General features: G+C 45.1%; 13 protein-coding genes. 5 read left to right on the top strand and 8 right to left on the bottom strand.

The annotated features are described in order from the left end of the window. Nucleotides 1–10 precede the first annotated feature (10 nt). On the top strand, nucleotides 11–790 hold the full coding sequence (locus tag A3IK_RS0107765; RefSeq protein WP_020559413.1) for a hypothetical protein: 780 nt from the start codon (nucleotides 11–13) through the stop codon (nucleotides 788–790). An 8-nt stretch (nucleotides 791–798) separates the two neighbouring features. Here A3IK_RS0107765 and A3IK_RS0107760 read toward each other — a convergent pair whose 3' ends face one another. The 4 genes from A3IK_RS0107760 to ftsY form a co-directional block, all read right to left on the bottom strand. Beyond that, entirely contained in the window at nucleotides 799–3,300 is a 2,502-nt protein-coding gene (locus tag A3IK_RS0107760; RefSeq protein ID WP_020559412.1) for an ADP-ribosylation factor-like protein, read from the bottom strand. Nucleotides 3,301–3,410: 110 nt separating this feature from the next. Then, nucleotides 3,411–4,442 carry a permease-like cell division protein FtsX gene (gene ftsX / locus A3IK_RS0107755; RefSeq protein WP_020559411.1) on the bottom strand — a complete coding sequence of 344 codons (1,032 nt, stop codon included), beginning with the start codon at nucleotides 4,440–4,442 and terminating at the stop codon, nucleotides 3,411–3,413. Beyond that, nucleotides 4,443–5,090, bottom strand: a complete 648-nt coding sequence (ftsE, locus tag A3IK_RS0107750; RefSeq protein ID WP_020559410.1) for a cell division ATP-binding protein FtsE — start codon at nucleotides 5,088–5,090, stop codon at nucleotides 4,443–4,445. Then, nucleotides 5,087–6,127: a signal recognition particle-docking protein FtsY gene (gene ftsY, locus A3IK_RS0107745; RefSeq protein WP_020559409.1), complete on the bottom strand. Its 1,041-nt coding sequence runs from the start codon at nucleotides 6,125–6,127 to the stop codon at nucleotides 5,087–5,089. Before ftsY ends, ftsE begins: the two co-directional genes overlap by 4 nt. 127 nt (nucleotides 6,128–6,254) lie before the next feature. On the opposite strand from ftsY, the gene A3IK_RS0107740 reads away from it, so the two are divergent. Genes A3IK_RS0107740 through rsmD form a run of 3 tightly spaced genes read left to right on the top strand, consistent with a single transcriptional unit; the run spans nucleotide 6,255 to nucleotide 9,691 of the window. Further along, on the top strand, nucleotides 6,255–7,619 hold the full coding sequence (locus A3IK_RS0107740) for a M16 family metallopeptidase (RefSeq protein WP_020559408.1): 1,365 nt from the start codon (nucleotides 6,255–6,257) through the stop codon (nucleotides 7,617–7,619). Between the two features lie 28 nt (nucleotides 7,620–7,647). Further along, nucleotides 7,648–9,123: a M16 family metallopeptidase gene (locus A3IK_RS0107735; RefSeq protein WP_245539464.1), complete on the top strand. Its 1,476-nt coding sequence runs from the start codon at nucleotides 7,648–7,650 to the stop codon at nucleotides 9,121–9,123. Further along, on the top strand, nucleotides 9,101–9,691 hold the full coding sequence (rsmD, locus tag A3IK_RS0107730; protein ID WP_020559406.1) for a 16S rRNA (guanine(966)-N(2))-methyltransferase RsmD: 591 nt from the start codon (nucleotides 9,101–9,103) through the stop codon (nucleotides 9,689–9,691). Before A3IK_RS0107735 ends, rsmD begins: the two co-directional genes overlap by 23 nt. A gap of 126 nt (nucleotides 9,692–9,817) precedes the next feature. Here the strand turns inward: rsmD and A3IK_RS0107725 are convergent, their stop codons facing one another. After that, complete coding sequence (locus A3IK_RS0107725) at nucleotides 9,818–11,035, bottom strand: DUF1615 family protein (RefSeq protein ID WP_020559405.1); 1,218 nt, start codon at nucleotides 11,033–11,035, stop codon at nucleotides 9,818–9,820. Between the two features lie 282 nt (nucleotides 11,036–11,317). Next, nucleotides 11,318–11,713 carry a putative hemolysin gene (locus A3IK_RS20270; RefSeq protein WP_020559404.1) on the bottom strand — a complete coding sequence of 132 codons (396 nt, stop codon included), beginning with the start codon at nucleotides 11,711–11,713 and terminating at the stop codon, nucleotides 11,318–11,320. Nucleotides 11,714–11,849: 136 nt separating this feature from the next. Here A3IK_RS20270 and A3IK_RS0107715 point away from each other — a divergent pair, with 136 nt between their 5' ends. Beyond that, on the top strand, nucleotides 11,850–12,956 hold the full coding sequence (locus tag A3IK_RS0107715; protein ID WP_026220865.1) for an RNA-guided endonuclease InsQ/TnpB family protein: 1,107 nt from the start codon (nucleotides 11,850–11,852) through the stop codon (nucleotides 12,954–12,956). A 99-nt stretch (nucleotides 12,957–13,055) separates the two neighbouring features. Here A3IK_RS0107715 and A3IK_RS0107710 read toward each other — a convergent pair whose 3' ends face one another. Together A3IK_RS0107710 and A3IK_RS0107705 are read right to left on the bottom strand one after the other, a co-directional pair. Beyond that, nucleotides 13,056–13,760, bottom strand: coding sequence for an outer membrane beta-barrel protein (locus A3IK_RS0107710; protein WP_020559402.1), 705 nt, complete (start codon nucleotides 13,758–13,760; stop codon nucleotides 13,056–13,058). A gap of 125 nt (nucleotides 13,761–13,885) precedes the next feature. Beyond that, complete coding sequence (locus tag A3IK_RS0107705) at nucleotides 13,886–14,542, bottom strand: outer membrane beta-barrel protein (protein ID WP_020559401.1); 657 nt, start codon at nucleotides 14,540–14,542, stop codon at nucleotides 13,886–13,888. Nucleotides 14,543–14,772: the final 230 nt, after the last annotated feature.

Raw genomic sequence — 14,772 nt, 5'->3', positions numbered from 1 at the left:
GAGGCGATGGATGCGTGTTTTAGTCTCCGTTATTGGCGGGGCATTATTAGTCTTACAGTCGACCCAGAGTATGGCTTGGTATACACCATGGAGCCAAGGTGGATTTGGTGGGTTTAATAGAGCCTCTTCGTGGAGTATGCCTTATTACAATATGCTGAGTCCGTGGGGTAGTGATTTTACTAGCCGGGGCTTTAATGCTTGGCCTAATAGTTCACGGTTTAATGCTTGGAGTGGTTTTCAGCCGTGGGGAGGATTTAATACCTTTCAGCCTTGGAGTAGTGGTTGGGGTGGGGGCAATCCTTGGGGTGCTTGGCAGGGAAATTATGGGGGTAATCCTTATAATTATCCGCATTGGCAGGCGTTTAGCCATCCCGCGAGCTATCAGCAAGGCTATCAGCCCTCTACTAGTGGTTATAATCCATGGGTGAATAATCTGGCGCAGCCAAGTAGTGCCTATGCGGTAGCGGCTGCGATTACTGCCAGTCCGCTGGCTCCACTTTATAACAGTAATATAGCCAAGGTTGTGCAAGAGCATAATGTTGTGGGTAAGTCAGAGTCGGGTTTAATTTATCCCGATGATCTTGGAGAAGGGTCAGCGCAGCCTGCCGTGTGGAATGCTCCGCAGCCGCCAGTGCCGCCTATTGAGCCAAGCTATCAACTACCCGCGCCACCCTTAGCACCTTTGCCGCCGATGGCTCCTAAGCGTCCGCGTTTTCATGCTATGCCGTCTAGTGAGCCGGTTTTACCAGAATCTTCGATAGCGGCGGGTAAGGTTTTTGCGCCGTTTTGATATAACGCTTATCTCAATGCAGCGATTGCGGCTGTCATTAAGCTTGCAATTGTTCCTCCATTTTCCATCGCAAAGCTAGCAATTTCAGTGCTTGTTTTGGTGAAGTCTACTGCTTCTTTAAGGCCATTCCAGACTGTACCTAGCAGGTTGCGTGATTCGGGTTTTTCTGGTGCGGCTAGGGCTTGATTTACTAATGCCACGGCGGGTAAATCGTTAGGGTTCAGTGTTGCCGCATTCTTCAACAGCTCGCCGACGATCATTGATAACTGCTGGCGTTGGTCAGCGCTGATTTCGACAGTGTTATTGTCCGAGTTATTTTTCTGGGTATTATTATTGCCAACGATCACTTGACCATTGGTGACGTTAATATTTCCTGTGCTAGCCATCTTTTTTACCTCTTGGATTAATTGCCCATAATTCTTGATTTGCCCCAACACCTCTACTAATGTTTCGGCGGAGTGTACGGAAAATACCTGCTGATCTAGTACCACGGACGGCACAATCTGCTCTTCTCGCATGCCTTGTCCTTCTAGTAGAACAGCTTTCAGGTTGACTAATAGGGTATTGAGTAGCTCGGATAGGTCTTGCCAATTACTGCCATCTAGTACTAGTTCTACTATGCTTTTGCGTGTCAGGTAGTGAACTACGGCGGAGCTTTCACCTCGGCGCAGGATGAAACCTTGCCGCCAAATGTCTTGTTCATTTTTGATACCATCGGGTGATTTGAATAGTTTTTTGATCAGCCTAGCATGGAAGCCTAATGGTAGGTAGGGTAGGTCGAAACGGACTTTTAGCCCATTTGCTGTTTCCTGAAGGATTGTACTTGCGTCTTTTGGTTCATCCGCTGGGGCTGCATCAGGGAAAAAGTAAGTGGCATCCTCTTCCTCTTGGTCTCTGTTCAGATCACAACACAGCGAACGTGTCTCTAAAAAATCGACTAGATAGCGTGTGTAGTTTCCAAGCAAATCTTCAAATTTGTCCAGCAAAGCATCGAGTGTCAGCACTCCATCGGCATCGCGTAGGATTTTTGAATATAGCACCTTATAGGCGTTATCTACTGCCCATTCTGGTTTTAGACAGTAATGCGCCCTTTTTCTATCTACCTTGACCAAAAAACCTAGCTGCTGCAATTTATCGACAACCACCTTAGGCTCGCTATTGGCATTGCTTTTAATAATATTGCGGAGCTTTGTTGCATCCAGAAATATATCCTGCTGATAGTGCCGTTTCAGAGCTTCATGTACTTTTAGCATTTCTTTCAAGACCATACGTTGACTGTCGAGGCTAGCCTTCTCAAGTGCTTCTACAAATGTTTGAAAATTTGGTTTATCTGGCTCATGACAGGAAAAGTAAAAGAAGCAGTTGGTATCCAGTATATCGGGGAACTCACGTAATAAACGGGTTTCATTCTGGCGAGTTTCACATCCTTCATACCAATTGGTCACTAATAGTACCTTTGTTCGTCCACCTGTTAGGTGTCGAATCTGGTGCAGCCATTCATCTGGGGCTTGTTCATGGCGACTGTCGACCACTAGCACATACACACAGTTTTCATGCAGAAAGGCACTGTGTAGACCGTGGAAGATAGTCTGTCCGCCAAAATCCCATAGGTATAGATCTAGTTTTTTATTTTGGCTCAGGTAATTGAAATTATTGTGTAAATTTAGAGGTTGGTGGTTTAGGTAGTCTACTCCTACGGTAAGCTTTTTTACCAAGTTGACAGGCTTGCCCTGCAAGCGGTCAGCTAGTGAGCTTTTTCCGGCTCCACCTGGGCCTAGTAACAATACCCGCACGGCATGAATAGATTCTCCTTCACCCTCTAGAATGATGCGACGCAGGGCAACAGGGTTGTTGAGTTCAGCCTCGGAAATATTTTTCAGGTAATTGATAGCATGAAGGCCTAATGGTTTGTTTTCAAAAATATTTTTTAAGTCATCCGCTAAGAATTTTAGATCTAGATCTCGTAGTTGTCGATCAAAAGCCTGTTGATCTTGTTTTATTAAGGTTGCTTCACCTACAGCTATTTTTTGCCATAAGGGGTGTTTATACCACCTTGTAGTGATGGGAATATGGTTTTCTTTTAGTAGGTTATAGTCAATCCAAGCAGTGATCGCGTAGTCAGGATTCGCGGTGTTGGTAGCAGCTATCACCGCATAGTCAATATTCGCAGCGGTATTGGTAGCTGCATTTGTGGTATAAATGGCATAGGTGGCCTGTGTGGTATTGTTAGCATTAGCGGCTTTAGTGGCATCAAAAGTGGCGGCATTGATGGCAGTGTTGGCTGCGTTAGCCTCTTTTGGAGCATTTGCCCACTGAGCCAATATCAATGGTACACGACATATTGCCACTACATGCCGCACAGTATTTTCCGCCCAAATGCTCCGGATAGAGCAATGTCCTAAAGCTGGCAAAGCTCGCAATGCATTACGCCATGCATACCATACCAGCGCATCATGTCCTTTTTGATAATAAAGTGCTCTCAGATCTTTTCTAGTAGGAGGTGCTACCATAGCTATTGGGTTTGTGACTGGGGAGAACAATATTCTGACACAAGAAAATTGTAAATGCAGTATATACCTGCAAGCTATTCACCTACACGAACATTATTATGCTGTGCTATCTACTCACTAGTTTCCGCTTTGCGTAAATGCTTACCGACCGCAATCCATGCCCCAATCAAACCCAAAAACACACTCGCCACTAAAATATTAATCGTCATAGAAGGCGCTAAACCACTTAAACTAAACGTACTACCATATTGAGTCGCAAGCTTTTCCACCGGAGCAATTAAAAACATAAAAGCCAACTGCACAATCGCTAAACTCAATACCCCACCAAATAAACCAAACCAAACACCACCATATAAAAAGGGGCGGCGAATATAAGCATTAGTAGCCCCAATTAACCGCGTGACTTTAATTTCCTCTTTGCGATTCTCAATATCCAGCCGAATCGTATTACCAATCACCAGCAAAACCGTAAGACCCAATAACACAGAAACCACCAAAACAATACGCTCAGCAATATTGAGCATAGTACGTAAGCGTTGCACCCACTCTATATCAATCTGAACATTATCCACCTCAGGATAGGCTTTTAACTTACGCGAAAAACGATCTAAAGCCTCATCTGAATCCCCTAAAGTATCTAACTTAGGTGTCACCACTAATACATGTGGCAAAGGATTTTCATCCAGCGTTTCTAAGGTTTCTGCAAACCCCGTGATTTGCCTAAAATCAGCTAATGCCTCATCACGAGTAATCACCTTAACCTGCTGTATCTCCGGTAGCTCTGAAAGTAATTCAGCCCGATCTTTAGCTTGTTGCTCATTAACCGATTTTTTTAAAAATAAAGTAATGGTGGGAATTTCCCGTTTATCATCCGTCAACGTTTCTAAATTTTTTAAAAATAAATGCATGCAAGTTGGTAAAGATAAGGCAATGGCAATAGTTGCTAACGTAATCCACGTAGAAACCGGATTAAACCATAAACGATGTAAACTAAATTGCAGGGCATGTAATTGTTGATTCTGCCAAGCGGAAAAGAACCGTGAACCAGAAGGGCGCGTTTGACGGCGTGGTTTTTTTGTTTCAGGCGTAGTAGTACTAGCAGGAGGCGTGGCAGGAGTAGACTTATTTTGACGTTTAGCCATTTATTGGGCGACCTTTTGCAACACAATGGTGCGTTTTTTCATCCGTTCCACTAACTGATGGTCATGGCTAGCAATCAGGACTGTAGCACCTAACTCATTGAATTGGGAGAAGGTATACATAATATCTTGTGCCAGTTCAGGGTCAAGATTACCCGTCGGTTCATCGGCGAGAATAATCGTCGGGCGATTCACCATGGCTCGTGCAATCCCGACCCGTTGTTTCTCTCCGGCAGACAGCATGAGGGGATAACTGCGCTCTTTATCGAGTAAGCCCACTTTATCTAACGCAGCATGAGTGCGGCGGCGAATTTCTGTTTGACTCATTCCAGAAATCACCAATGGCAATGCGACATTATCGAAGACATTGCGATCTTGTAATAGATGTGGGTCTTGGAAAATAAAGCCAATCCGGCGTCGATAGGCAGGGATATGGCTCGGACGCATTTTGCTTAAAGGCGTATTGCTGACAATAATTTCTCCGGTAGTAGGGCGCTCTAACATGGCAATTAATTTTAACAGCGTACTTTTCCCCGCCCCGGAGTGACCCGTAATAAAGATCATTTCACCCGCGTCAAGTTGCAAATTAACATTATACAATGCCAATTGTCCGGTGGGATAACGCTTGCCTACCTTAGTAAACTCAATCACTTGGTATTAGCTCCAGCGAGTAAAGCTTGGGTAAAATCGGTGGCATCAAAGACCTGTAAATCATCAATACTTTCACCCACCCCAATATAGCGCACCGGAATTTTGAGCTGTTGGGCGATAGCAAATAAAATCCCACCCTTAGCCGTGCCGTCAAGTTTCGTTACCGTTAGCCCCGTGACCCCTAAGGCTTCATTAAATTGCTTGGCCTGTACTAATGCATTTTGCCCAATACTGGCATCTAAAATCAGCATTACTTCATGCGGCGCGTGGGCATCAATCTTTTGCAGCACCCGTTTTACTTTCTTCAATTCTTCCATCAGATTGGATTGAGTATGTAAACGCCCGGCGGTGTCGGCGATGAGTATATCAATATGACGCGCTTTAGCGGCTTGTACGGCATCAAAAATCACCGAGGCCGAATCCGCGCCAGAGCCTTGGGCTATGACCGGAATCTGATTGCGCTCACCCCAGATTTTTAACTGCTCTACTGCTGCCGCACGGAAGGTATCCCCGGCGGCTAGCATGACGGATTTGCCTTCTTGCTGGAATTTTTTAGCGAGCTTGCCGACTGTGGTGGTTTTGCCCGCCCCATTAATCCCCACCATCAGAATTACAAAAGGCTGATGCTCTGCTTTAATCTGTAAAGGTGCTTGGCAGGTTTTGAGTACATCGCTCATGAGCACTTCAAGCGCCTGCATTAAGGCATCCAGATCCGCCAGTTCATTACGACTCACGCGCTGAGTGAGGTTTTTCATAATCGCGCTAGTGGCTTCCATCCCCACATCAGCCATTAAAAGGCGTGTTTCTAACTCTTCGAGTACCTCTTCATCAATCTTCTTTTTACCCAAAAACAGCGTGCCCATGCCTTCGGTAATGGAGCTACCCGTTTTGGCAAGACCGCGTTTTAGACGGGCAAACAGCCCTTCTTTTTTGATGGGTTCCTCGACTTGCGGCGTCGATGAGGCGATACTAGGCTCAATTTCGGGCGAAACTGAGTGAGTTGAATCCTGCTTTTTTTTCTTTCCGAAGCCAAACATTGTACAATCCAGATTAAATTTTTATCCGCTAAACAAGCTAGAATCACAAATGCAAAGAATACTATCACTTGCCAGCGAAAACATTAAGACCAGCGCCCTACTAAGCTCTTTATCCAAGGTAGCTCTAATGATGGGATTAAGCTGGGTGATGCCCCTCTCTCACGCAGCGGAGCGCATTCAAGCGGCTGAGCCAATTCATGAGTTTAACCTTAATAATGGGTTGAAAATTCTAGTAAAGCAAGACAAGCGTGCGCCTGTCGTGGTGTCCCAATTATGGTATAAGGTCGGCTCAAGCTATGAGCATGGCGGTATTACGGGTATTTCTCATGTCGTTGAGCATATGATGTTTAAAGGCACTCAGAAATATCCTACCGGCGAATTCAATCGTATCATTGGTGAGAATGGTGCCGAGGATAATGCTTTTACCGGACAAGATTATACGGCCTATTATCAGGTATTGGCTAATGATCGTTTAGCTGTTGCGATGGAATTAGAGTCGGATCGGGTGAGGGGTTTAACTTTACCCCCCGATGAATTCAAAAAAGAGCTGAAAGTCGTACAAGAAGAGCGGCGTTGGCGTACTGAAGATGATCCGAATGCGCTCACCTATGAGCAATTTATGGCAGCCGCGTTTGTGAATAGCCCCTATCATAATCCGGTGATTGGCTGGATGACCGATTTGGAAAATCTTCAGGTAGAGGATTTACGGGCGTGGTATGAGCGCTGGTATGCCCCGAATAATGCGGTATTAGTCGTGGTAGGGGATGTAGAACCGGCTCAAGTCCTTGAGTTGGCGAAAAAATACTATGAGCCATTAAAGCGTAGTGATCTCTTACCTCAAAAGCCCCAAACAGAAACCGTACAAAAAGGCTTGCGTACCATTCAGGTCAAAGCACCCGCAGAAGTCCCCTATATTATGCTGGGTTATAAAACCCCTGCTTTAATCAACTCTAAACCCGAAGATAGTTGGGAGCCTTATGCCTTAGAGGTATTAGCCAGTATTTTAGATGGGGGCAGTAGCTCGCGCTTAAGTCGTGAATTAGTCCGAGGTAAGGAGTTAGTAGCCTCGGCGAGCGCTTGGTATAACGGTTTTGGGCGTATGCCGCATTTGTTTGTAATGAATGGAACCCCAGCTAAAGATGTGAAAATCGATACCGTCAAGGCCGAGCTATTAGCGCAAGTCGAACGCCTGCGTAAAGAGCCAGTCTCTAAAGAAGAACTCGCCCGGGTTAAGGCTCAGGTGATTGCTAGTGAGATCTATGAGCGTGATTCTATTCAACATCAAGCCACGGTCTTAGGCTCATTAGAAACGGTAGGCTTAGGCTATAAACTGATGGATGACTATGTGGATAAAATCTTAGCGATTACACCAGAGCAAATTCAGCAAGTCGCCACCAAGTATTTCATCGAAGATCAGCTAACGATTGCCGAATTGCTGCCACAACCGATTGATCGATCTAAACCACGTGCTGCACCCAATTTTGTGCGCTAAGTATTGAAGCTTGAGGGCTAAATAATAAATGAAGATGACCAAACTATGGATAGGGATGCTGCTCTTAGTCGTAAATGGGCTAGGTGCTTTCAATGCGTGGGCAGCACCTAAAATCGAACAGTGGACGACTCCAGAGGGGTTAAGAGTTTACTTTGTCGCGGCACCGACATTACCCATGTTGGATTTACGTCTGGTATTCAATGCGGGCTATGCGCGTGATGGCGAGCGTCATGGTATGGCAGGGTTTACCAATGGTATTTTGGATCAAGGGGCGGATGATCTGAATGCCGATCAGATTGCAGATGCCTTTGAGTCAGTAGGTGCTATTGCCAGCAATGGCGCTGGTTTGGATATGGCATGGCTGGCTTTACGTACCATCACCTTACCCGAACAACAACAAAAAGCCTTGGATACGTGGCTGAAGGTATTAGGTAAGCCTACTTTTCCCGCAAAAGAATTTAAGAATTTTCAAAAGCTTACCTTAGTGAGTTTAGCGGCTGAGAAGCAATCCCCAGAGTCTATTACTAGTAAAGCCTTTTATAGTAATTTATATGGTACACATCCCTATGCGAACCCTAAAAATGGTACCGAAGATAGTATTAATGCTTTAACAATTAATGATTTAAAAGAGTTTTATCAGCAATACTATGTGAATAAAAATGCCATTCTAGCGATTGTGGGGGCGGTGACTCGTGAGCAGGCTGAGGGAATCGCGCAACAAGTGGCAGCCGTATTAGGCAAAGGGGAGGCCGCAGCACCGATTCCTGAAGTACCTGCACTCACCGAGGCTAACGCGGTGAAGATCGATTTTCCTTCCGGGCAGTCTCATCTCTTGATCGGACAACTCGGCAATAAGCGCGGTGATGAAGATTATTATGCCATGTATTTAGGCAATCATATTCTGGGCGGTGGTGGCTTTACCTCACGCTTAATGAAAGAGGTGCGTAATAATCGTGGTTTGAGTTATAGCGTGTATAGCTATTTCATGCCCTTAGCGCAATTAGGGCCGTTTCAAGTAGGCTTGCAAACCAAGCAAGAACAAACCGAAGAGGCCATTAAGGTGGTGCGTGAAACCTTAAAACGTTTCCAAGACGAAGGCCCAACCGAGGCTGAGTTAGTTGCCTCCAAGAAAGATATCACAGGCGGTTTTCCGCTACGCACCGCTAGCAATGATGATGTAGTGGAGTATTTAGGCGTCATTGGTTTTTATGGTTTACCCCTAGATTATTTAGATACCTTTACGGATCAGGTGAATGCGGTCACGCGTGAGCAAGTCATGGATGTATTTAAGCGCCGTTTAGATCTAGATAAAATGATCACAGTAGTGGTAGGGCCTCAAGCTAAAGCAGAAGCGGCTAAGCCAGAATCTGCCGCCGAGGCACCGAAATCTGATACGCCGGAATCTAATCCACCTGCTGACGCTAAATCGGAAACACCTAATCCTGAAGCACCTGCTAGTTCAAATCCAGAGCCAAAAGCGGATGAGCCAAAACCAGCCTCCTAAAACCCACGCGGGGGCGCATCAGCTCAGGATTATTGCTGGGCAATGGCGTAGTCGCCGTTTGCCCATTTTAGCGCTAGAGGGTTTACGACCCACACCTGATCGTGTGCGTGAAACACTGTTTAATTGGCTACAGTTCTCGGTGCGCGAGGCACGCTGTTTGGATTTATTTGCCGGCAGTGGGGCATTAGGTTTAGAAGCCTTATCGCGGGGTGCTGCCGAGGTGGTTTTAGTGGAAAAACACCCTAAGGCAGCGCTTACCTTACAGAACAATGTCAACACTTTAAAAACCAGCCAAGCCTATGTTTTGAATCAAGATGCTATCAGCTATTTAGAGCAAGACACCAACCCCTTTGATATTATTTTTCTCGATCCCCCTTTTCATCAGGCATGGCTACCTAAAATATTAGATTTGATTGAACAAAAGCAGCTATTAAAACCCAATGGCTATATTTATCTAGAGTATGAGCGCGAGTTAGTATTGGATTTAAATCATTGGCATTTAGCGATGCACCGTGAATTAAATGCCGGACAAGTACGCTGTGTATTGGCTCATCGAATAGAGTATTAAGTAGACACTCAAAAGTAGTCTGGTATTTCTGGAGCAGTCTTGGCGGCAAGGATGCCGCCTTGTAGCGTACAAGGATGTATTCACAGCGGCTGCGGAAGTAATACCAGACTACTTTTGCTTCAGTACTTAGCGTTTCATACAGGCTTGATAGCGGTTATTGACATTGCTAGCAAATTTTTCTGTGGTTAATATCCGTGAAGTCTTTTCGCTGCTTAATCTAATATTCGGGATCACGGCATTGAGTGGTTTGCGTTTGGTTTGTTTTTGATAAATATTACGCACAGCTTGATAGGTTTGCGTGTCTTTAAAGCTTTGGGATTTTTCTAACATAAGATCACTACGGATTTTCTTTTCTGTTAATCCCATAGCGTATTTTAGATTTAATAAGCGTAAGGCGTTTTCAGTTTGGCTTAGAGTGCCTGTGACTGTACCCGAGGAGCTATAAATTAATAAATCACCGTCGAGTGCTAGTTTTTGTGCGGTTAGCTCACTGATAAGCATCTGAAATGCAGCATTACGGCTGGCATAGCGCCCGGCATTAAAGTCAGCAAAGCGATAGATTTTACGGTTATAGCCGGTTTCATAGCCTAGTAATAATAATGTGCCGTAAAATAGGCCACCTTTGCGCGTATAAAGCTTATCGCGGACTTGATAAACCTCTTCTAAGGTTAAACCTTTTCCCCGGCGTTGTTCCCTTTCATATTGTACCGCAAAACTCACCGCTACCTGCATAGAGCCTATGGTATCAATTTCATTTTGCCCCTCAATTAAATTACGCGCGAGGCTGTTTTTTAATAGAAAGTCAAATTTATAACGTTTGGATAGTTCAGCTACTAAATCTCGATAGGCCAAATCTAGATCACGCTCAGTATGGGCATTGCGAATACGTGTCATAAAGCTTTTTTTCGGGTCGGGAAAGTTATTAAGAAACTTTTCGGCTTGTCCACCTAATAATGGGATTTGATTGAGTTTATTAATCACTGCTTTTTCAGAAAGCTTACCTAAGTTAGGTACGGCGGGATTGGCTACAAAGCCAGATTCTTGATCAACAACGGCAATAATGGAGCAGACATTTTCTTTGCTTTGAGCAAGTCCATGTTGTTTTAAGACGTCGAGCATATCAATCGCCCATGCCTTGGGTTCTGGGCGCTTGGGTTCGGCGGCTTTAATCAGTCCCGTGACTTGATTGAGCGAAATCGCGGGTTGTTGGGGACTATTGGTTTGTTGGGTAGCGGCTAAATGGTCTTTAATAGTGGGATAAGCCCAAAACCCTAGCCCAATAAAACTGGCGCTGAGCACCCATAGGATAATTTTCCTAACCCCTTCAATAAGATCATCTAACATGCGTTCAGCCTATCGCTTTACTTTAATATAGTATGGGATAGGCTAGTGTAGTTGAGTTTGGTTTGAGAGGGAAATTTAGCATGTTTCCCTCCCTATAAAACGCTTAGAAATGAGGCGATGTACTCCGCACTCAGCCATATAAGTAGGCATACCGAAGTCATCGAGTATTTCCTCCGCAGCCGCTGTGAATACATCCTTGTACGCTACAAGGCGGCATCCTTGCCGCCAAGACTGCTCCAGAAATACCCGATTACTTTGGCTCAAGTACTTAAGCGCGTTAGGTTAGTGGCCTGAGTGATGGCAAAATTGCTGAAATCCAGCCGGAGTATTGGGGAAGTTTTTTTGTTTAGCTAATTCCCAAGGACGTTCGCATTGATTAGTGCTAGCACACCAAGCATAGCCAGCACTACTGAGGCAGCCGTGCGCATCACGTGCGCCACCGACTTGAGGTGGTTTGGGAGCAACGGGAGGTTTCTTTGCTGGGCATTCACCCCGAAAGAGTGCCCATTCTTCACAGCGTGCCCCATTCGGTAATTGGCAGTAACCCACCTCACCTATAACCTTGAGTTTGCCACCTTTTTCAAGGCAATTAATAGAGGCGGGATTCCCCATAGCAAAGGCCGCGCTGGATAAACTGAGCAGAGCTATGACCGCCAAAGTGCTAATAGTTTTGAACATAATGTACTCCTGTTTTAAAAAGACAATAACTGGGTTTATCAGTTTCACCGTAAAACCCCGTCGTTCACGGCGGGGATATCAGTCAAATCGGTTACAAACCGATGATTCGGTCATTTACTTGAGATAGAATAGCAGTATGACAATCTCCACGGCCTCTTCTTTTCTCAAAACGCTAAAAGTACGAGTCAAGGATAAGCACACGCCTATTCTGGAGCGCATGGCGTTTGAAGTGAATCAGGTCTGGAATGCGGCCAATGAAGAAACGGCCTATTATGCACATTTACCGATTCCTGAGATTGGTTGGCTTCATATATATCTGAGTGCTTACGATCTTGCCAAATCTCAAGCCGCTTTGCGTAAAGAACGTGGGTTTCTCATTCACTCCCAAACGGTTCAAGAAGTGACGGAAGCCCACGAGAAAGCCCGCAAGCAATTCAAGAAAAGTAAATTGTGCTGGCGTGTCTCTAGTGGCTCTAAGCGTTCCTTAGGCTGGATACCCTTCAAAAAAGGTGCAGCCGTTTGGAAGAATGGACAAGTTCGCTATGCGGGTCACTATTTCAAGGTATGGGATAGCTATGGACTCTCTCAATACGAATTTCGTTCAGGCTCATTCTCTCAGGATGCTAGAGGCCGCTGGTATTTCAACGTAGTAGTCGAAGTCGCTGGTATTGAAACTACAGCACAAGGACAAGTGGGCATTGATTTAGGTCTTAAAGATACGGCTACCTGTAGCAATGGCTTAAAGCTTGAATCCAAACAATTCTATCGAGAACTGGAATCTAAACTGGGTATAGCTCAAAGGGCTAATAAGAAGCAACGAGTCAAAGCGATTCATGCCAAGATTAAAAATCGTCGCCTAAACTCCATTCATCAATTCACGACCCAAGTTGTTAAAGATAACAGCTTAATCGTCATTGGCAATGTGAGCAGTTCTGCCTTAGCTAAAACTAAAATGGCAAAGTCTGTTTTAGATGCAGGCTGGTATATGCTCAAGACACAACTGAAATATAAAGCAAGTATGCGGTCAGGTGTGTGTTTAGAAGTCAATGAATCGTACACGACCCAAGCTTGTTCGAGTTGTGGCTGTATTAGTCCCAACAGTCCGAAAGGTAGAGCTGGCTTGCGAATAAGAGAATGGTCTTGCTCTGAGTGTGGGGCGCTGCATGATAGAGATGTCAATGCAGCTAAGAACATTCTCGCGCTCGGACATGAGCGTCTGGCAGCAGGAATCCCCGTCCTTTAGGTCGGGGAGGATGTCAATATGCAATAAAAAACCTACTAAAAAGTAGGTTTTTTAACCACACCAGTAAGGTGTGTATTGTCACCAGAGTACTTATGCTCTTTATAGGGTAGAATAAGTTAAACCCACACTATAGCTATCCACATCCGTTTCATAATTGGAGTCTGAGCCGACATTAAAGGTATGCTCCCACTCAGCCCGTAGGTGAACATTAGGACTCATACGAAATTGTGCTCCGACTCCCACCAGTGGGCTTTGACCATGGTCATTACTCGTCTCCGTAATGAACTTACTATTGGGAATAGTAGTGGTGGTGTCTGGTGTAGTGCGTTCGGAATCGCGTTTCCAAAAGGCTACCCCCGCCTTACCGAAACCCTCAAGTTGAGGCGTGATAGGCATATAACCCATCCCGGCTAAGTTAATACTACTGACTTCATTACGCATTGCGGCAGGATTACCATTTTGACTGCCGCTCATACTGGATTCGCCAAGTTCATTGTAGGAGATTTCCGCACCGAACATAGGGCTAAAACGAGCACCCGCCATGACCTTCCAGTTTAGATCGCCATTCGAGCAAGTCCCTGTAAAAAAGGGATCGTTACAAATATCGCCTTGTTTAGAGTAGCCCGCACTCACACCCGCATAAAGCTTAGAGCCATTACTAAAATCATTAATCGGATTACCATAACCAGCATTAGGATTCGAGCCTATAACCATCGGTAGAGGATTACGCACAACCCAATCGGCCTGTGCTAATGAAGCTAATGTGCTTAAGCAAAAAGCAGTCAATAGTCTAGAGTATTTCATAGAGATAGCCCTTTGTTATTATTTTTTATTGTTGAATTTTTAATGAATTAAATAATAAATTGCAAAAATTAACCAAGCGTTGAGGATAAACCGAAAAGTAGTTTATCCGCGCTGCTTGTTATGATTTAGAGTGATGACATAGAAACGCCAACACTTAATACATCAATATTACGGTCGCTGAGTTGTTCACTACCTACATCCGAATAGCGTTCCCATTCGGCACGCACCCCTAAATTGCCATTGAGCCTATAATCCGCACCAACGCCATAAAAAGTCGACTTACCATCCACTTCTTGGCTTTGATTATTGTGGGTTTCTTGGCTGTTCCACCAGAGCATACCTCCTTTACCATAGACGTGTAGATCATCGCCGACAGGTAGTGTTAGGACACCCGCTGCGGTATAGCCGCTGCGTTTAGCCTTGGTTGTAGTGCCATCGGATTGAGTACCTTGTTGCTCGCCAAACTTGACATAAGCACCATCGAGGAGCAAACCCTTTTGAACGGGCACGCCAACATACACTTTCCAAGTATTACTACTGGTATCACAATCTTCTAAACTGGAACAAAAGCCCTCTGCCGTGGCTGAGCCAATACTAGCACCCAGATAGTTAGCATTAGCGCGTGAGCCTGTGGCAGTTGCCTTAGAACTGGAGTTAGTCTGAAACAGCCCCATTAAACTATCAAGGGGAGAAGTAGTGCCAGCAGCAGAGGTGGGGTTAGACAACAACATTGCTGCGGGTATGACGACCCATGCAGCCCAGTGTTGATGTGTGGTTTTCATGTAATCAGTCCCTCTTAATTTTTATTCTATGGACATAAATATCTATCTCAGCATCTAAGACTATACAAGACGAACCAAGTTCCCGCCGCTTTTAGCCGCCAATCGGTTATTTAACATGCTGTTTGCATTCAGAATGATCGAGAATTGATCATTTTCGCCCCACTTATTTCATGAGGGTTCAGATGAGCCTTCTTGGTGCATAGAGAGTAGGCGGTAATGCCTGTTTTATT

It is taken from the genome of Thiofilum flexile DSM 14609 (assembly GCF_000380185.1).
GTDB classification, from domain to species: domain Bacteria; phylum Pseudomonadota; class Gammaproteobacteria; order Thiotrichales; family Thiotrichaceae; genus Thiofilum; species Thiofilum flexile.
Note: the sequence above shows the minus strand (reverse complement) of the source record. Positions and strands in the feature narration are given on the sequence as shown.